Below are 18933 nucleotides of genomic sequence, written 5' to 3' on the forward strand. Positions count from 1 at the left end.
TGTTGAGTTATCTGCATTTTTCGCTGGGAGAGGGGACCGTTCCTGCGCGAAGAATCGACAGTTTGCGGCAAAAAACACTGACGGCGCTGCGGCAATGGTTACCAGAGTTTGCTGCGCGTTGTCGACAGTATGACAGCTTTGGTTTTTACGCGGCACTAAGCCAGTTATTGCTGGTGTTAGTGGAGTGCGACCACCAAAACAGATAACGTCGTTTATGCGCCTGAAAAGACGCGTTTAGCGTCGCATCAGGCATTATGGCGCAGTTGCCGGATGCGTCATCACATCCGGCAAACACACATCACGGATGAGCTACAAACCGGGAAAGCCGCTGGCGTAGCAGGCGGTTTTCCTGCTTCAGGTGCGCAATATCATCCATTAACGTCAGCGCCACCGCGATCCCCGGCCAGTCCAGAGCCAGTTCATGACGCAGGCGTACCGCGCGTTGCACCACAATGGCGGCATGGTCGTCAAATACCCAGGTTGTTTCCTGGATCTCACGCGGTTCAACCACCCCCAAACCGACAATTTCATTCAACTCCTCTTCAGAGATGCCGGTATGCAGGCAAAATTCGGTAATAGTAAAAGTCACCGTAACATTAGCCATTATGCTTTCCCCCAATCTTTACGTGGATCAAAAGACGACTGGGCGTCTGCCAGTTGCTGCCACAGCGCGGCAGTGTTTTCATCCGGTTTCGGCGGCATCACGATTTTCAGTACCGCATACAGATCGCCGGTCTGTTTTTTGCTCACCAGACCTTTGCCTTTAACGCGCAATCGTTGCCCGGCCTGGCTGCCTGGCGGGATAGTCAGCAAAATGCTTTCTTTCAGTGTTGGAACGGTGACTTTAGTACCCAGCGCCGCTTCCCACGGGCTAACCGGCACCACAATTTCCAGATCCTGGCCGACAATATCGAACAGCGGATGTGGCGCAATATGAATCACCAGCCACAAATCGCCATTTGGACCGCCGTTTTCGCCCGGCGTCCCCTGGCCTTTCAGGCGGATGCGTTGACCATTGCCGACGCCTGCCGGGATCTTCACATTCAGCGTTTTCGGGATTTCCTGTTCGATCATGCCAAAGGCGTTATAAACCGGCAGGTTATAGCTGATGGTACGCTTATGCTCAGTAAGCGTTTCTTCGAGGAATACCGCCACTTCGATTTCAATATCGTGGCCACGTGCGGCGGGGCGTTGACGGCTCTGGCGGGCATGCTGACCGAAAATTGACGAGAAGATATCGTCAAAATCTTCGGCATTAAAACTCTGACCGTCGCCATGATGGAACTGACGGTTAAATTGCGGATCGTTGCGATGTTGCCACATCTGATCATACTCAGCGCGACGTTGTTCATCACTTAACACTTCCCAGGCTTCAGCGACCTCTTTGAAGCGGGCTTCGGCATCCGGTTCTTTGCTGACATCAGGATGGTATTTACGGGCCAGTCGACGATAGGCGGTCTTGATTGTCTTGAGATCGTCCGTCGGTTTCACGCCCATGATGGCGTAATAATCCTTTAATTCCATAGCGTTATCTCGCGTAAATCAACACAAATTGAAGGAACCCCTGTAAGGTAACTCCTATAAGTGTAGGGTAATCCTCAAAATTTCATATGCCAACACAGAATATGTTATTGAAATCATCGCGGAGAGGAGGTCGCCATCAAGATGGGTTGCTGAACATATTTTAAACAGGTGAAAAAGGGTGAGCGATTTTTGATAGTTGAACCAGGCACTTTAAGTTTAACTAGGGCGTCATTATTTATTAAATTTTATAGACGCTATATATGGGTAGTAATATACATGGAATTAGTTGCACTGCAAATAATTATTTGAAACAGGCCTGGAACGATATAAAAAATGAGTACGAAAAAAATCAAACATATTCAATCACGCTTTTTGAAAACACACTGGTGTGTTTTATGCGGTTGTACAATGAACTCAGACGTAAAGTAAATGAAGAGGATACTCCATGTCTGGAATGTGAATCACTAGAAAAAGAATTTGAGGAAATGCAGAATGATAATGATCTATCATTATTTATGAGAACATTGCGTACTAATGATACACAAATTTATTCAGGGGTTTCAGGAGGTATTACATATACTATACAATATGTTCAAGATGTTGATATTGTTAGAGTGTCCTTGCCGGGCAGAGGTTCAGAGTCTATCACAGATTTTAAAGGTTATTATTGGTATGGCTTTATGGAATATATTGAAAACATTAATGCGTGTGATGATGTTTTTTCTGAGTATTGTTTAGATAATGAAAATATGAGTATCCAGCCAGAACAGATAAATATGCCGGGAATATCTGATTTAGATACTGGTATTGATTTGTCTGGCATATCTTTTATTCAGAGTGAAATTAATAAAACATATGGATTAAAATACGCTCCAGTAGATGGCGATGGATATTGTCTGTTAAGAGCCATACTGGTTTTAAAAGAACATGAGTATTCATGGGCGCTGGGCAGCCATAAGACGCAAAAGCAAGTATACGAAGAGTTTATTAAAATTGTTGATAAACAAACGATCGAGGCTCTTGTTGATACGGCATTCTATAATCTCAGGGAAGATGTAAAGACATTATTTGGCGTTGATCTGCAATCTGACAACAAAATTCAGGGTGTGGGTAGTTTTATGTCATGGAGCTTTCTGTTTTTTAAAAAACAATTCATTGATAGTTGCTTGAATGACAAAAAATGCATACTGCATTTACCCGAGTTTATATTTAATGATAACAAGAATTTGCTTGCTTTAGATACCGACACGTCGGATAGGATTAAAGCGGTGAAGAATTTTCTTGCTGTTCTTTCAGATAGCATTTGCTCATTATTTATTGTTAATAGTAATGTGGCATCAATCTCCTTGGGAAATGAATCCTTTTCAACAGATGAAGATCTTGAGTATGGATATTTAACAAACACTGGCAATCATTATGATGTTTACCTCCCTCCTGAACTTTTTTCTCAGGCTTATAAGTTAAAAAATAAGGAAATGAATGCGCAACTTGACTATTTAAATCGTTATGCAACTTAATGGCAAAGGCATATGCTAAAAACCATTGTTATTAGTCTCACACTTTTTTATTGGTAAATATTGTCTCTGTATTGGTAACGCCGCAGATATTCTGTTTAGCCACAGGTGCAATTATCAGCGGCGTACGCGAGGCAGGGGCTAATCAGGCATAGTTTGCGTCAAACCTTGCCTGTTTTTGAAGATGTATATAGAAAAACAGGCGTTCAACAAGCCATTTTGCGAACCTGTTCCCGGAAAAAAGTCATATTTCTGTCACACTCTTTAATGATTGATAACAAAAGAGGTGCCAGGAATGAACAAAACGCTAATCGCCGCAACTGTGGCAGGGATAGTTTTACTCGCTTCAAATGCTCAGGCACAAACCGTACCGGAAGGCTATCAGCTACAGCAAGTGCTCATGATGAGCCGCCATAACTTACGTGCGCCGCTGGCGAACAATGGCAGTGTGCTGGAGCAGTCGACGCCGAATAAATGGCCCGAATGGGACGTCCCCGGTGGGCAACTCACCACCAAAGGTGGCGTGCTCGAAGTGTATATGGGCCATTACATGCGTGAATGGCTGGCAGAGCAGGGGATAGTGAAATCGGGGGAATGCCCGCCGCCGGACACCGTTTATGCCTATGCCAATAGTCTGCAACGTACCGTCGCTACCGCCCAGTTCTTTATTACTGGTGCATTCCCTGGGTGTGATATTCCTGTGCATCACCAGGAAAAAATGGGCACTATGGACCCAACCTTTAACCCGATGATCACCGATGATTCCGCCGCATTCAGTGAACAGGCGGTGGCGGCAATGGAGAAAGAGCTCAGCAAACTCCAGCTTACCGACAGCTACCAGCTACTGGAAAAAATCGTTAACTATAAAGATTCCCCTGCCTGTAAAGAGAAACAACAGTGTTCGCTGGTGGATGGCAAAAATACCTTTAGCGCCAAGTATCAACAAGAACCAGGTGTTTCCGGGCCGCTGAAAGTCGGCAACTCGCTGGTAGATGCGTTTACTTTGCAATACTACGAAGGTTTTCCGATGGATCAGGTGGCCTGGGGAGAAATCAAATCTGACCAGCAGTGGAAGGTATTGTCGAAGCTGAAAAACGGTTACCAGGACAGTCTGTTTACCTCACCGGAAGTGGCGCGCAATGTTGCGAAACCGCTGGTCAGTTATATCGACAAAGCCCTGGTCACCGATCGCGCCAGTGCTCCGAAAATCACGGTGTTAGTTGGGCACGACTCCAACATAGCCTCTCTGTTAACGGCGCTGGATTTCAAACCGTATCAGTTGCATGACCAGAACGAACGCACGCCGATTGGCGGCAAAATCGTTTTCCAGCGTTGGCATGACAGCAAAGCCAATCGCGATTTGATGAAAATTGAATATGTGTACCAGAGTGCGGAACAGTTACGTAATGCCGATGCGTTAACCCTGCAGGCACCTGCGCAGCGCGTGACGCTGGAATTAAGCGGTTGCCCGATAGATGCCAACGGTTTCTGCCCGATGGATAAGTTTGATAGCGTGTTGAATGAGGCGGTGAAATAACAGAAAACTCCCCCGCGAGAAGCGGGGGAGTCGCTGGTTAAACGTTTTTACGTTCGATGGTCTGTTCGCCCCAAAAAAGCGAATCTTTATCGGTCTTAGCAAAGGCTTTGACTAACACTTCATCACTACCTTCTTCCCAAATCTTTTCTGCCATTTTTTCGTCGTACCCGGCGACTTCGAAAATGGCCTCGGCTATTTCCGGCGACGTATTGCGCAGAGATGCCCATTCACCGACGTGATGAGCTTTCGCTTCTTGAGTTGGCATGCGTATCCTCCTGTTGAAGATTAGCCGTTAAGTTTAACTGCCAGACCTGCGACATATTCCCCTTGATAACGAGCAATAGACAGTTCTTCCTGGCTTGGCTGGCGTGAGCCGTCACCGCCTGCGATGGTGGTTGCGCCGTACGGCGTACCGCCGCGAACCTGTGAAACGTCAAATAATTCCTGCGCTGCGTAGCCAATGGGGACAATCACCATGCCGTGATGCGCAAGGGTCGTCCAGGTGGATGTGATGGTTTGTTCCTGACCGCCGCCAGTACCGGTGGAACTAAAGACGCTCGCCAGTTTTCCGTATAGTGCGCCGGAAGCCCACAGGCCGCCCGTCTGGTCGAGGAAGGTACGCATTTGACCGGACATGTTGCCAAAGCGGGTAGGTGTACCAAAAATAATGGCGTCGTAATCGGCCAGTTCTTGCGGGGTTGCAACCGGTGCAGTTTGCGTTTTACCGCCTGCTTTTTCAAATAATTGCGGCGGCATGGTTTCCGGTACACGCTTAACGACAACTTCTGCGCCATCCACTTTGCTTGCACCCTCAGCGACTGCGCGTGCCATCGTTTCAATATGTCCGTACATGGAATAATAAAGCACCAGAACTTTAGCCATTTCTAACCACTCCTCGTGTTATCTCTATTCCGTAGCGATTCGCTACCACTTATTTAAAGATAAGACGTCCTTTTCAGAGTGCAAATTTCACAACCACTTATTTGATTTATAACAACTTTCACAAGCACGTAATTTTGTCGCAAAATGACACATTTTTATCTCATCGCGTTTTTTTAATCATAAGAGCGGCTTATGGATAATTATTGGAGATGATATCTATTCTCGCTAAGAAGCTGTTGCAGGATATTACCAAACGCGGGTCTGTCCGCGTCAGTTCACTAAGCTTAGTCCCACGTAGCGAAAATATGGCAGCCGCCATACGCCGCGTTAATTCTATGCAATATGATGTCTATACCCAGACGGAGGTCAGTAATGGCAAACCATCGAGGCGGTTCCGGCAATTTTGCAGAAGACCGCGAAAGAGCATCAGAAGCAGGTAAAAAAGGTGGCAAGAGCAGTCACGGCAAAAGCGACAACTAGCCGGGCTAATCAATGACGAATGCATTTTTTTCTTAAGCTCGTCAAAAAGTCATCACCGCCGGTAACCCGGCGGTTTTCTGTTTATGGCTCCTGATGAACAACTTCTGGCGGTGGAACGTCAACCAACCTTCTGCTTAATAACGCATTGAGTAAAATCGCGCCAAAGGTTGCTGTACCGATCCCTCCCAACGTAAAACCGCCAAGCGTGAGAGCAAAATCACCCGCGCCCAGCACGAAGGTTACTGCGACCATAATCAAATTAGCGTTCTGGCTTAAATCGACACGGTTTTGTACCCATATCCTTGCGCCTGCGACGGCAATCAGCCCGAACACAACAATTGATGCACCACCAATCACCGCGGCCGGAATGGTATGGATCAGCGCGCCAAATTTCGGCGAAAAGCCCAACAGCATAGCGATGACGGCAGCTGCAACAAACACCAGCGTCGAGTAGACTTTTGTCACGGCCATCACACCGATATTTTCAGCATAGGTGGTGACGCCGCTACCGCCGACAGAGCCGGAAAGCATCGTTGCCAGACCATCACCGACGAATGCTCGCCCCATATACGGGTCCATATTGCGTCCGGTCATCCCGGCGACCGCCTTGAGATGACCTAAGTTTTCCGCCACCAGAATCACCGCCACGGGCGCAATCAACATCATCGCCTGGCCATTAAAACCAGGAGTGGAAAAATGCGGCAGACCGAACCAGGCAGCATAGCTGACGAGAGTAAAATCGACGGCTTTTCCCAGCCCTAAAACGTTGGTCATCACGCCATACAGCAGACAGGCGACAATTAATCCTACGAGAATCAATAACCGCTGGATCATGCCACGGGTAAACACCGCCACCAGCCCAATACACAGCACCGTCATTACCGCCATCCAGCTATCAAAGGCCGAAGCCGATACACTTTTCACTGCGATAGGCGCTAAGTTCAGGCCAATCGCCATCACCACCGCACCCGTCACCACCGGCGGCATTAGTCGTTCAATCCAGCGTGTACCAATTTTCATCACCACCAGGCCAATGACGGTATAAACCAGCCCACAGGCGATAATCCCGCCCAGCGCGATGCTGATATTCGGGTTAATGCCCTGACCGTTAAAGCCCGTCGCGGCAATCACCACGCCGACAAAAGCCGCGCTGGAGCCGAGATAACTGGGGACGCGCCCGCCGGTAATAAAGAAAAACAGTAACGTGCCGATCCCCGACATTAAAATGGAAAGATTGGGATCCAGCCCCATCAGAATCGGCATTAACACCGTCGCGCCAAACATCGCCACCGCGTGTTGAACGCCCATTACTGCCGTCTGAGCAAACGGCAATCGTTCATCCGGCGCGACCACGCCGCTCTCTGTAGAGGTCGATTTTAACTGCCAGTGAGGAAAACCGAACATTGCCATCAGCTGTCTCCTTAAGGAGGTTAACAAGCAGGGCGCATCAGCGCGTGATAACTGCGATCGAACCACACCAGCCCGTAGGGTGTGGTGTGACGATGAATCGCTTCGATGGCGCAAAACAGAATGTCGTGGGTGCCGACGCTCACCACCTGGCTGATACGGCAGTCAAACGAAACCAGAGCCTCTTCCAGTTGCGGGCATCCGGTCACACCCGTCTGCCAGCGGGCGGCGGCAAAGCGGTGTTCCATGGGCGTTTTGCCGCCAAAAAGATTTGAAAGCGGCTCCTGCCCGGCGCTCAGTGTATTTACACACAGCGTTCGATTTTCATTGAATACCGGCCAGACGGACGCCCCACGATTCAGGCACACCAGTAATGTGGGCGGCGTGTCGGTCACGCTGCAGACGGCGCTGGCGGTGAACCCGGCGCGCCCGGCTGGACCGTCCGTGGTGATGATATTGACCGCCGCGCCCATACAGGACATCGCATCGCGAAAGGTTTGTTGATCAACTATGTTCATAGTTTGCTCCTTACAACAGCCCGCAGGCTTCTTCAAAGGACAGACGTGGCAGGCGCGCAAAAAGTTTGCTGCTATCGCCATAGCCGATATTAATCAGCAGATTGCTCTTCAGCGTGCTGCCCGCAAAAAAGGCGTCGTCAACGTGTTGACGGTCAAAACCCGACATCGGGCCGGTATCCAGTCCCAGCGCACGGCAAGCGACGATCAGATAAGCCGCCTGCATGGAACTGTTGCGAAACGCTGTTTCTTCGGCAAGTTGTGGGCTGGAGGTAAACCAACTGCGGGCATCACCGTGGGGAAACAGTAGTGGTAACCGTTCATAAAATTCACTGTCCCAGGCGACGATAGCGGTGACGGGCGCGGTCAGGGTTTTTTGCAGATTGCCGCTGGAAAGCGCCGGGCGCAGACGTTCTTTTCCTTCTGCAGTGCGGATAAACACGATCCGTGCCGGAGAACAGTTAGCTGATGTCGGCCCCCATTTCATCAGGGCATAAAGCTCCTGTAACGTCTCATCGCTGACGGGTGTCTCCCGCCAGCCGTTGTGAGTGCGGGCATCGGTGAACAGGGTGCTAAGCGCACCTGGGCTAACGGCTTCGTTCATAGCAATTCCTTACAGGGCGGCTTCACGGTGATGTAACAGGCTGGCAAGCCCGTTGAGTAACAGAGCATTAAACGTTTCGGGATCGGTCACGTTGCAGGCGTGTCCGCCATAGGGCATCACCATTTTCTGGCTATCGGGCAGGGCGGCATGAAGTTCACTGGAACATGCTGTTGGCACCAGCAGATCATCACTGGCGCAGATGATTTGCACCGGGCAGCGGATGCGATCCGCATGGTGACTAAAGTCAGCGCGTTTGAGGGCGTTAAGTCGACGTAGTAAATTATTTTTGCCCTGAAAATGCGCCAGTGCCAGCGCGTCTTCTGCCTCCAGGCGAGGTGCGCGGGCCGCCATCCAGTCGGCGGGATAGAGGAACAACGGCTGCGCTTCCACCCATGCTTGCGCGCCGCCGCTATACAGTAATCGTTCGCGAACCTGAAAACAGCGGCGCGTATGGGCGTTTATTCGTAGCCAGCCGTTAACGCTGACCAGCATAGTTACCGACGCGGGATAATCCAGCGCCAGCTGCATCCCCACCAGCGCACCGAGCGCATGGCCGACCACCGCGTAACGCTCAATCCCTGCGGCTACCAGCGCCTGATGCAGTTCCGCTGCCATCTGGGCGATACTGTAATCTTCTGCCAGTGTGTCGGGATTATTGCCGGTGCCGCGCTGGTCGTAACAGACTACCTGATACTCCTGCTCCAGCACCGCCAGTTGCGGTAACCAGTAACTGCCGCTACCGCCAAGACCCGAAATCAACACCACTACGGGTGCATCAGCATAAGGGGGAGATGAGAGTGAAAGTTTCATCGCGGCCTCACTTGGCGATATGCGCAATTGTGGCGATTTCCACCAGCGCGTCAGGTTTTACCAGTCCGCACTGAATGTAGAATCGCGCCGGTTTATCACCCGGAAAAAACTCGGCGTAGATTTCGTTAATCGCGGCGTAATTTTTCCAGTCGGTAATAAAGATGCTGTTGAAGGTCACATCCGCCATCGTGCCACCCGCCGTCTCGATCACCTTGCGGATAGTTTCCAGAACGTGGCGGGTTTGCGCCTTTGGGTCATCGGCAAACAGCACGTTATTATGTTGATCAAAAGCCAGCGTACCGGAGACATACACCACGCCATCAGCCAGCGTGCCGGGAACGAAGGGGGCCAGCGGTGCGCTGCTGCCAGCGGGAATAATTACGGATTTTGGCATCGCTAAACTCCTTAAGCGATACGAGCAAAGGACGTGGGAGAAAGCGCGTCGCAGAACGTTTCGACGTCGCTGACCCAGCCAAAAAAGGTTTCGATATTGAACAACGCGGCTTTCTGTGCAAATTCCGGCCCCGCCTGGTGTGTTGCGTCTTCCAGCACCACGCCGAAATGCTCCAGAAAAAAGCCATCGCGTAGCGTCGATTCGACGCAGACGTTGGTAGCGATACCGGTGAAAACCAGATGGCGTATTCCACGGCTGCGTAAAATGCTGTCCAGCGGCGTATTGAAGAAACCGCTGTAGCGCGGCTTCGGCAGCACAATATCGCCAGGCTGCGGCACCAGTTCATCCACCAGTTGATAATCCCAGGAGCCTTTCGCCAGCAATTTCCCCTGCAGCTGCGGCTGCTTACGCATGGTTTTCAGGGCGTTCGATTTATGAAAATTCGGTGAGCCGGGGCCGCCAGCCTCGACATACTGTTCATCCCAGCCATTTTGAAACCAGATGATCAACATCCCTGCCGCTCGCGCTGCGGTCACAGCGGTTTGAATGTTGGCAATGACCGGGCGAGTGGTTGAGACATCAAACCCGGCGAGATCTAAGTAGCCGCCTGGCGTGGCATAAGCGTTTTGCATATCCACCACGATCTGCGCACTTTGCTGCGGATCGAAGGTAATGGCTTCCGGTCGAGCGGTTAAGGTTGTCATCATGCCACCTCCTGAGTCAGCGCAGAGAGATGGGCGCGGCACTGCATCAGTGGTTGAATGCGCTCGCCGAAGGTTTCGATTCCCGACAGAAAATCATCGAAGGTCAACAGCACGCCTTCTGCACCAGGCACGCTTGCGACTTCATCTAACATGCGCGCGACACTGGCGTAAGAACCGACTAACGTCCCCATATTGATGTTTACCGCCGAAGTGGGATCGGCCATCTGACGAACGTTGGTGTCAGTACCGGAGCGGGTATCTTTCTGACTTTGTTCGGTTAGCCAGCTTAACGCCTCTTCATCCGCGCCCGCTTTGTAGTGTTCCCATTTGGCGCGAGTGGCATCGTCGGTTTCATCGGCAATCACCATAAACAACACATAAGAGCCAACGTCGCGTCCGGTTTGCTCTGTGGCCTGTTTCATCCGCGCAGCGGTCGGGGCGAAAGCCGTGGGTGTATTTACGCCTTTGCCGAAACAGAAGTTGAAATCGGCATACTGGGCGGAGAACGCCATGCCAGCGTCGCTTTGCCCGGCGCAGATCACTTTCATGGGGATACTCGGTTGCGGACTGACGCGACAATCATTCATGGTGAAAAAATCGCCTTTAAAATCGCTTTTCCCCGTGCCCCACAGGTCGCGCAGCACCTGAACATATTCGGTGAGATAGTCGTAACGACGGGAGAAATAGTCATCGCCAGGCCAGATACCCATCTGCTCATACTCGGGCTTTTGCCAGCCAGTCACGAGGTTGACGCCAAAACGCCCGCCAGAGATGGAGTCGATGGTTGCGGCCATACGGGCGACGATTGCCGGAGGTAACGTTAAGGTGGCAGCAGTGGCGTAAATCTGAATGCGCGAGGTCACGGCTGCCAGACCCGCCATCAAGGTGAACGACTCAAGGTTGTGATCCCAGAACTCAGTTTTGCCGCCAAAGCCACGCAGTTTGATCATCGACAGGGCGAAATCGAAATGGTAATGCTCCGCTTTTTGCGCAATGGCTTTATTCAGTTCAAAGGTCGGCATGTACTGCGGCGCGTGGGTCGAAATGAGCCAGCCGTTGTTGCCAATAGGTACGAATACGCCAATTTTCATCATCAACCTCTCTTCGTCTCGTAAAGTGAAAGTCAGACGGGGCGCTGCATCCTGCATATCCTTTTCAGCCGCGTATTGGCTTGTTCGCAAAGCGGATGCCAGTTTTTAAAAAGTGAATATTATTAATGTGTTAGCATTGTGTTATCTAAAATATCTGGTAAAAAGTGGACTAAACGGTCAAAACAGTTGCACATAAAACATGCATCCGTGCGCGATGAGAGTGCAGAAGGTCGAGGCCGGGCGGGGGTTTTGCTATCCTGTTACCAATCTACAAGAGGGGAGAGCGCATGACGCAAGGCGCAGTGAAAACAACGGGTAAACGTTCGCGCGCAGTAAGCGCGAAGAAAAAAGCGATTCTTAGCGCAGCACTGGACACTTTTTCACAATTCGGTTTTCACGGCACAAGGCTGGAGCAGATCGCAGAGTTGGCGGGTGTTTCAAAAACCAATCTGCTGTATTACTTCCCGTCAAAAGAGGCGCTGTATATTGCCGTGCTGCGGCAGATTCTCGATATCTGGCTGGCACCGTTAAAAGCGTTTCGTGAAGATTTCGCCCCGCTGGCGGCGATAAAAGAGTACATCCGTCTGAAGCTGGAAGTCTCACGCGATTATCCGCAGGCTTCGCGCCTGTTCTGTATGGAGATGCTGGCAGGCGCGCCGTTGTTAATGGATGAACTGACGGGCGATTTGAAGGCATTAATTGATGAGAAATCGGCGCTGATTGCCGGTTGGGTCAAAAGCGGCAAACTCGCGCCGATTGATCCGCAGCATTTGATTTTTATGATTTGGGCTTCCACTCAACATTACGCCGATTTCGCCCCTCAGGTGGAGGCGGTGACAGGCGCGACGTTGCGCGATGAGGTATTTTTCAATCAAACGGTTGAAAACGTGCAGCGGATTATTATTGAGGGGATTCGACCACGTTAAAGATGACGGAGGAGGTTGTAACATCCTCCGGCTACCTGTTTAACCGATCGTCATTAAACTGGCGTTACCGCCAGCGGCAGCGGTATTCACACTCAGCGAACGGTTCATCGATAGGAATTAAAACCCCAAAAAGATTAAAAAAACACCACAAAACGGATGTTTCTTCAACACCACTTTTGCTCCATATGAACGGAACCGACGATTAAACTGGATGGCTCTGATTGATTCAGGGTATGAATGGCGGTTTTTTGCTCCGTTTCCCTCAAAATGGACGCAACTTCCCCTCTGCGGCTCTCAGCCGCACCACCGCATCCGGGCCAGCGGCTCATGCATCAGGACCTGCTCTGCCAGACGGTAGCCCCGCTTCAGCCCCGTAAAACGCATCTGACTCCCGCACAGCACGCACTTCAGCGGGTCAACCTTCAGTAACCTCTGATACATCCCTCTCCAGGTGATTTGCATCGCCGTTTTTCTCACTGTCTCCGTTATGATGTACACCACTTCTTCCAGTAACCGCCGTTTCGCCGGACTTAAAAAAACGTAGTACCTCACCATACGGAACCCCTTATCCGCCACATGCCAGGAGAACCTTTCCATGGACTCATCTCCACTCATCAACAGGTATTCTTCCCGTTTTGTTCGGTGACTGTTGTAACGCAGACCGATTTCATCCTGACCGGCATAATGCTCCAGACGACTCATCGGCACCGGTGGCTTTTTCAGGTAAGAGCCAAAGTACACCGCCACATGGGTGGCATTATCCATTACCCGGGATACGTTGACATTCCAGCCACGGCGGTAATGCGTGTCCAGGAAGCGATTCCATTCCCGTTTACTGCTTCCTTCTGCTGCCAGCGCATCCGGCATCACCAGGTAAGGGTATTTCCGTGACAGCAACCGTGTTATCCGGTAGCGCCACATGCTCATCACCTTACGGGCGTAAAAATACAGATTTTTCCAGGTGTGGCCCGACGTCACACCACCGGCAGTTGTCGATAAATGGATATGCGGATGCCACTGCTGGTCACGCCCCCATGTGTGGATCACCGTGAATATCCCCGGCTCCACATCTGCCTGATGGCAGATTTCCAGTATCACATCCGCTGCAATGCGGCTCATCTCTGCCAGTAACCACCGGTTGTGGAACACCAGGGACCAGTACTGGCAGGGAAGTGTGAACACAATATGCTGCCACGGGCAGTAGGGGACCAGGCTCAGCAGATACTGTATCCACTGTGCGCCAGCCTTCACCCCGCAGTGCGGGCAGGAGCGGCTTTTACACCGGAAGCAGACCTTTTTTGTATGGCAACAGTCCGGTGATGAACAACACCACTGCGTGTAGCCCATCAGTGTGGTCCCGCAGGCCATGATTTTTGTCACTGATTCAATTACCACCGGACGGACTGCCCCTTCCGGTTGTTTCTCCAGCCAGTTAAGCCAGCGGTTTCCCTGCTGAAAAATATCGGCAAAACGGGGGAGCATCAGAAGGGCGGGGCGACTCCGTCCGGCCAGTGAACCGTGCCACACTCCGGGCAGTACATACCGCCGGCGCTGATACCGGCAAGAATGGTCGCAAATTCCCGCTCCGTGCAGCGGGCGATTTCCGGATATCCTTCGTCATCAACACGTACAAACCAGAAGACCAGCTTTTTGTTTCCCGCATCCACAAAGAACGGAATATTCAGGTCTGCGCAGCATTCAACGGCATCGTCAAAACTATCAAAGCGCAGAACTTCTGCGTCTTCTTCGTCAAAAAAATCATCTTCGTGAAGCTTCACGACATAGCGGGGAAGTTTGCTTCTTTGAGAGGCGGGTTTACGTTTACGGGGTTTAGCTGAACGGGCCATATAACCACCTGAAAGACAATGACATTGCCTGTTTTTATAACGGTAATTGCAGACCATGACAAGCCGCAGCCGTCAGGCTGCCTACTCGGGGAATCTTCATTAACGAAACCACCGGCGAATTTCCGCAAAAAGAGCAGGAACTGTTTGAAGGTATCGTGGCGGTGATCGCCGTGGTGATCCTTACCTGGATGGTTTTCTGGATGCGCAAAGTGTCGCGCAACGTCAAAGTGCAACTGGAACAGGCAGTCGATAGCGCATTGCAGCGTGGAAATCATCATGGCTGGGCGCTGGTGATGATGGTCTTTTTTGCCGTTGCAAGGGAAGGGCTGGAGTCGGTCTTTTTCCTGCTGGCGGCATTTCAACAAGATGTCGGGATCTGGCCGCCGCTGGGTGCAATGCTCGGTCTTGCTACTGCCGTGGTGCTCGGCTTCCTGCTCTACTGGGGCGGTATTCGCCTCAATCTTGGTGCATTTTTTAAATGGACCAGCCTGTTTATTCTCTTCGTCGCCGCAGGGCTGGCGGCTGGTGCCATTCGCGCATTTCATGAAGCCGGATTGTGGAACCACTTTCAGGAAATCGCCTTCGATATGAGCGCGGTCCTCTCAACTCACTCGCTGTTTGGCACGCTGATGGAAGGGATTTTTGGCTATCAGGAAGCACCGAGCGTCAGCGAAGTCGCCGTCTGGTTTATTTATCTCATCCCGGCGCTGGTGGCATTTGCTCTGCCACCACGCGCAGGGGCGACAGCGTCTCGCTCCGCGTAACAAATACGACGCAAACTCTTGCTTAGTTACAACATACTTTAAAGGGATAGTCTCGTCATGACCATTAACTTCCGCCGTAACGCATTGCAGTTGAGCGTGGCTGCGCTGTTTTCTTCTGCTTTTATGGCTAACGCCGCTGATGTGCCGCAGGTCAAAGTGACCGTGACGGATAAGCAGTGCGAACCGATGACCATTACGGTTAACGCCGGGAAAACACAGTTCATTATTCAGAACCATAGCCAGAAGGCGCTGGAGTGGGAGATCCTCAAAGGCGTGATGGTGGTGGAAGAGCGGGAAAATATCGCCCCTGGTTTTAGCCAGAAAATGACGGCGAATTTACAGCCTGGCGAATACGATATGACCTGCGGTCTGCTGACTAACCCGAAAGGGAAGTTGATCGTCAAAGGTGAGGCAACGGCGGATGCGGCGCAAAGTGATGCGCTGTTAAGTCTTGGTGGTGCAATTACTGCATATAAAGCGTATGTCATGGCGGAAACCACGCAGCTGGTGACCGACACCAAAGCCTTTACCGACGCGATTAAAGCAGGCGATATCGAAAAAGCGAAAGCACTGTATGCGCCGACGCGCCAGCACTATGAGCGTATTGAACCGATTGCTGAACTGTTCTCCGATCTGGATGGCAGCATTGACGCCCGTGAAGATGATTACGAGCAAAAAGCCGCCGACCCAAAATTCACTGGTTTCCACCGTCTGGAAAAAGCATTGTTTGGCGACAACACCACCAAAGGGATGGATCAGTACGCTGAGCAGCTTTATACCGATGTGGTCGATTTGCAAAAACGCATCAGTGAACTGGCTTTCCCACCTTCAAAAGTGGTCGGCGGCGCAGCCGGACTGATTGAGGAAGTGGCAGCCAGCAAAATCAGCGGTGAAGAAGATCGCTACAGCCACACCGATCTGTGGGATTTCCAGGCTAACGTTGAAGGCTCGCAGAAAATTGTCGATCTGCTGCGTCCACAACTGCAAAAAGCCAACCCGGAACTGTTGGCAAAAGTCGATGCCAACTTTAAAAAGGTCGATACCATTCTGGCGAAATACCGTACTAAAGACGGTTTTGAAACCTACGACAAATTGACCGATGCCGACCGGAATGCGCTGAAAGGGCCGATTACTGCGCTGGCGGAAGATCTGGCGCAACTTCGCGGTGTGCTGGGACTGGATTAAGCGTTATGCAGTATAAAGATGAAAACGGCGTGAATGAACCGTCACGCCGACGTTTACTGAAAGGGATTGGTGCGCTGGCGGGAAGTTGTCCGGTCGCTCATGCACAAAAAACGCAAAGTGCACCGGGCACGCTTTCACCGGATGCACGCAATGAGAAACAGCCGTTTTATGGTGAGCATCAGGCAGGGATCCTGACGCCACAACAGGCCGCAATGATGCTGGTGGCGTTTGATGTGCTTGCCAGCGATAAAGCCGATCTTGAGCGGTTGTTTCGCTTGTTGACTCAGCGTTTTGCTTTTCTGAGTCAGGGCGGAGCAGCACCAGAAACGCCAAATCCGCGCCTGCCACCACTCGATTCCGGCATTCTTGGCGGCTACATTGCGCCCGATAATCTCACCATCACGTTATCGGTGGGTCACTCATTGTTTGATGAGCGCTTTGGCCTTGCGCCACAGATGCCAAAAAAGCTGCAGAAGATGACGCGTTTCCCCAACGACTCGCTGGATGCGGCGTTATGTCATGGTGATGTGTTGCTACAGATTTGCGCCAACACCCAGGACACGGTGAACCATGCGCTGCGCGATATCATCAAACACACGCCGGATTTGCTCAGTGTGCGCTGGAAGCGGGAAGGGTTTATTTCCGATCACGCGGCGCGTAGTAAAGGCAAAGAGACGCCGATTAATTTGCTGGGTTTCAAAGACGGCACTGCCAATCCCGATAGCCAGAATGATAAGTTGATGCAAAAAGTGGTGTGGGTAACGGCAGATCAGCAGGAGCCTGCGTGGACAATCGGTGGCAGCTATCAGGCAGTACGCTTGATTCAGTTTCGAGTGGAATTTTGGGACAGAACGCCGCTGAAAGAACAGCAGACGATTTTTGGCCGTGATAAGCAAACCGGTGCGCCGCTGGGAATGCAGCATGAGCATGATGTGCCTGATTACGCCAGCGACCCGGAAGGGAAGGTGATCGCGCTGGACAGCCATATCCGGCTGGCGAATCCCCGCACGGCGGAGAGTGAGTCCAGCCTGATGCTGCGTCGCGGCTACAGTTATTCGTTGGGGGTCACCAACTCCGGACAACTGGATATGGGGTTGCTGTTTGTCTGCTACCAACACGATCTGGAAAAAGGCTTCCTGACAGTACAAAAAAGGCTCAATGGCGAAGCGCTGGAGGAATACGTTAAACCTATCGGCGGCGGTTATTTTTTTTCGCTGCCGGGAGTGAAGGACGCGAACGATTATCTGGGAAGGGCGCTATTGCAGGTTTGAACGACGCAAATATGCCCGATGCGCAGGTTTATCGGGCATGAGTTTTGTGCACAAATTATTAATCACTTGTAGGTCGGGTAAGGCGTTCGCGCCGAATCCGGCAAACACGAGGCACATTTTACCAGCCCTGCGAATCCTGCGGAAAGCACACAGCTTTTTCCATCACTGTCATCACTCTGTCATCTTTCCAGTAGAAATTAATGTCACCGAAATGGGTGTTATCGTTAAATATAAGTGAATATATTGTTGCAATGAATGCGAGTTCTGTTGTACTTATTAAGTAGCAGCGGAAGTTCCCGGCAGTGATAGTCAGTCACTATGGAGATCGCGGATGGTAACGTCCTGTTCTGGACAATGTTTTGTTAAGCAACGCTCCACCACTCGCGGAGATTTCTCCTCCGGTAGCAACTTCGTCACTCTGTATTTTTCTCACTTCCTTTCTTTACTCGTGTTACCGACGCCGCAAACGGTGTGCGTAGCCGTTTTTCGGCATTTTATCCAAAAGCAAACTATGGCTTACAAGGAAGCCAACCCTCTGATGTTCGTGCGCATAATCGCGCTGCCAACGGCGCGTGTGATGAATACAAACAACTCAAGGTGCTCTCCATGGGAAGACAAAAAGCAGTGATCAAAGCTCGTCGCGAGGCAAAACGTGTGCTGAGACGGGATTCGCGCAGCCATAAGCAGCGTGAAGAAGAATCGGTCACCTCGCTTGTGCAGATGAGCGGCGTAGAAGCCATTGGTATGGCCCGCGACAGTCGCGATACCTCGCCCATCCTTGCGCGAAATGAAGCGCAATTGCACTATCTGCAGGCTATTGAGAGTAAGCAGCTGATATTCGCCACGGGCGAAGCCGGGTGCGGAAAAACCTGGATCAGCGCAGCAAAAGCGGCAGAGGCCCTGATACATAAGGATGTCGACAGGATTATCGTCACCCGTCCAGTTCTGCAAGCCGATGAAGATCTTGGCTTCTTACCTGGTGATATCGCAGAAAAGTTTGCTCCCTATTTTCGCCCGGTCTACGACTTGCTGGTCCGGCGCTTAGGGGCTTCCTTTATGCAGTACTGCCTGCGACCGGAAATAGGGAAGGTGGAAACCGCGCCGTTCGCCTATATGCGTGGACGTACCTTTGAAAATGCAGTTGTCATTCTTGACGAGGCGCAGAATGTGACTGCCGCGCAAATGAAAATGTTTTTAACCCGCCTCGGGGAGAACGTGACGGTTATCGTCAACGGTGATATCACGCAATGCGATTTGCCTCGCGGCGTGTGCTCCGGATTAAGTGACGCGCTGGAACGTTTCGAAGAAGATGAAATGGTTGGGATCGTCCGGTTCGGAAAAGAGGATTGCGTACGTTCGGCACTTTGCCAACGTACGCTGCATGCATACAGTTAAGTGTATTATCGGTGCAGAGCCCGGGCGAACCGGGCTTTGTTTTGGGTGTTTATGCCCGGACTAGCGCTTTTTCTGAAACTGAT

At 51.3% G+C, this 18933-nt stretch carries 20 protein-coding genes and 3 other annotated features (2 of these 23 cut by a window edge); of the genes, 7 read left to right on the forward strand and 13 right to left on the reverse strand.

From position 1 onward, the window contains the following. Positions 1-206, forward strand: a sequence feature (Similar to Escherichia coli K12 part of trimethylamine-N-oxide oxidoreductase gi: 1787232 (200 aa). BLAST with identity of 97% in 459 aa. This CDS has been disrupted by insertion. The sequence has been checked and is believed to be correct.) (it extends 1171 nt beyond the left edge of the window). 92 nt (positions 207-298) lie between these two features. Together yccD and cbpA are read right to left on the reverse strand one after the other, a co-directional pair. Beyond that, positions 299-604, reverse strand: a complete 306-nt coding sequence (gene yccD, locus SF1003; RefSeq protein NP_706922.2) for a chaperone-modulator protein CbpM — start codon at positions 602-604, stop codon at positions 299-301. Further along, positions 604-1524 carry a curved DNA-binding protein CbpA gene (gene cbpA / locus SF1004; protein NP_706923.1) on the reverse strand — a complete coding sequence of 307 codons (921 nt, stop codon included), beginning with the start codon at positions 1522-1524 and terminating at the stop codon, positions 604-606. Before cbpA ends, yccD begins: the two co-directional genes overlap by 1 nt. Before the next feature lie 260 nt (positions 1525-1784). On the opposite strand from cbpA, the gene yccE reads away from it, so the two are divergent. Next, the gene (gene yccE / locus SF1005) at positions 1785-3041 is read left to right on the forward strand and encodes a hypothetical protein (RefSeq protein NP_706924.1); all 1257 of its coding nucleotides are present in this window, start codon (positions 1785-1787) and stop codon (positions 3039-3041) included. Between the two features lie 292 nt (positions 3042-3333). Further along, positions 3334-4575: a glucose-1-phosphatase/inositol phosphatase gene (gene agp, locus SF1006; RefSeq protein ID NP_706925.2), complete on the forward strand. Its 1242-nt coding sequence runs from the start codon at positions 3334-3336 to the stop codon at positions 4573-4575. A 37-nt stretch (positions 4576-4612) separates the two neighbouring features. Here the strand turns inward: agp and yccJ are convergent, their stop codons facing one another. From yccJ to SF1015, 9 genes are all read right to left on the reverse strand, one after another. Next, entirely contained in the window at positions 4613-4840 is a 228-nt protein-coding gene (gene yccJ / locus SF1007; protein NP_706926.1) for a hypothetical protein, read from the reverse strand. A gap of 20 nt (positions 4841-4860) precedes the next feature. Further along, positions 4861-5457 carry an NAD(P)H:quinone oxidoreductase gene (wrbA, locus tag SF1008; RefSeq protein ID NP_706927.1) on the reverse strand — a complete coding sequence of 199 codons (597 nt, stop codon included), beginning with the start codon at positions 5455-5457 and terminating at the stop codon, positions 4861-4863. A gap of 561 nt (positions 5458-6018) precedes the next feature. Further along, a complete protein-coding gene (ycdG, locus tag SF1009) occupies positions 6019-7413 on the reverse strand; it encodes a transporter (protein ID NP_706928.1) in 1395 nt (464 codons plus the stop codon). Beyond that, a complete protein-coding gene (locus SF1010) occupies positions 7368-7826 on the reverse strand; it encodes a hypothetical protein (protein NP_706929.2) in 459 nt (152 codons plus the stop codon). Before SF1010 ends, ycdG begins: the two co-directional genes overlap by 46 nt. Before the next feature lie 46 nt (positions 7827-7872). Further along, positions 7873-8463 (reverse strand): malonic semialdehyde reductase, encoded by a 591-nt coding sequence (locus SF1011; RefSeq protein NP_706930.1) that lies wholly within the window; start codon positions 8461-8463, stop codon positions 7873-7875. Positions 8464-8472: 9 nt separating this feature from the next. Then, entirely contained in the window at positions 8473-9273 is an 801-nt protein-coding gene (locus tag SF1012; protein NP_706931.2) for an acetyltransferase, read from the reverse strand. Positions 9274-9280: 7 nt separating this feature from the next. Further along, on the reverse strand, positions 9281-9667 hold the full coding sequence (locus SF1013) for a hypothetical protein (protein NP_706932.1): 387 nt from the start codon (positions 9665-9667) through the stop codon (positions 9281-9283). Positions 9668-9678: 11 nt separating this feature from the next. Further along, a complete protein-coding gene (locus SF1014; RefSeq protein NP_706933.1) occupies positions 9679-10413 on the reverse strand; it encodes a synthetase in 735 nt (244 codons plus the stop codon). Continuing rightward, the gene (locus SF1015; RefSeq protein ID NP_706934.2) at positions 10371-11519 is read right to left on the reverse strand and encodes a hypothetical protein; all 1149 of its coding nucleotides are present in this window, start codon (positions 11517-11519) and stop codon (positions 10371-10373) included. Before SF1015 ends, SF1014 begins: the two co-directional genes overlap by 43 nt. Before the next feature lie 230 nt (positions 11520-11749). Here SF1015 and ycdC point away from each other — a divergent pair, with 230 nt between their 5' ends. Beyond that, a complete protein-coding gene (ycdC, locus tag SF1016; RefSeq protein NP_706935.1) occupies positions 11750-12388 on the forward strand; it encodes an HTH-type transcriptional regulator RutR in 639 nt (212 codons plus the stop codon). A gap of 106 nt (positions 12389-12494) precedes the next feature. Continuing rightward, positions 12495-14323 (reverse strand) — a mobile genetic element. Here ycdC and SF1017 read toward each other — a convergent pair. After that, positions 12683-13870, reverse strand: a complete 1188-nt coding sequence (locus SF1017; RefSeq protein NP_706936.1) for an insertion sequence IS91 transposase — start codon at positions 13868-13870, stop codon at positions 12683-12685. It overlaps the preceding feature by 1188 nt. Then, positions 13870-14292, reverse strand: coding sequence for an insertion sequence IS91 protein (locus SF1018; RefSeq protein ID NP_706937.1), 423 nt, complete (start codon positions 14290-14292; stop codon positions 13870-13872). It lies within the feature at positions 12495-14323. Before SF1018 ends, SF1017 begins: the two co-directional genes overlap by 1 nt. 67 nt (positions 14324-14390) lie before the next feature. Between SF1018 and SF1019 the strand changes: the two genes are divergently transcribed. From SF1019 to SF1022, 4 genes are all read left to right on the forward strand, one after another. Then, positions 14391-14999 (forward strand): cytochrome, encoded by a 609-nt coding sequence (locus SF1019; protein NP_706938.1) that lies wholly within the window; start codon positions 14391-14393, stop codon positions 14997-14999. Positions 15000-15056: 57 nt separating this feature from the next. Further along, complete coding sequence (ycdO, locus tag SF1020) at positions 15057-16184, forward strand: hypothetical protein (protein NP_706939.1); 1128 nt, start codon at positions 15057-15059, stop codon at positions 16182-16184. Between the two features lie 5 nt (positions 16185-16189). Continuing rightward, positions 16190-17455, forward strand: a complete 1266-nt coding sequence (gene ycdB, locus SF1021; protein ID NP_706940.1) for a hypothetical protein — start codon at positions 16190-16192, stop codon at positions 17453-17455. 471 nt (positions 17456-17926) lie between these two features. Next, positions 17927-18850, forward strand: coding sequence for a hypothetical protein (locus SF1022; RefSeq protein NP_706941.1), 924 nt, complete (start codon positions 17927-17929; stop codon positions 18848-18850). Positions 18851-18929: 79 nt separating this feature from the next. Beyond that, positions 18930-18933: a mobile genetic element, on the reverse strand (it continues 1254 nt past the right edge of the window).

This window comes from Shigella flexneri 2a str. 301, assembly GCF_000006925.2.
GTDB lineage: Bacteria > Pseudomonadota > Gammaproteobacteria > Enterobacterales > Enterobacteriaceae > ECMA0423.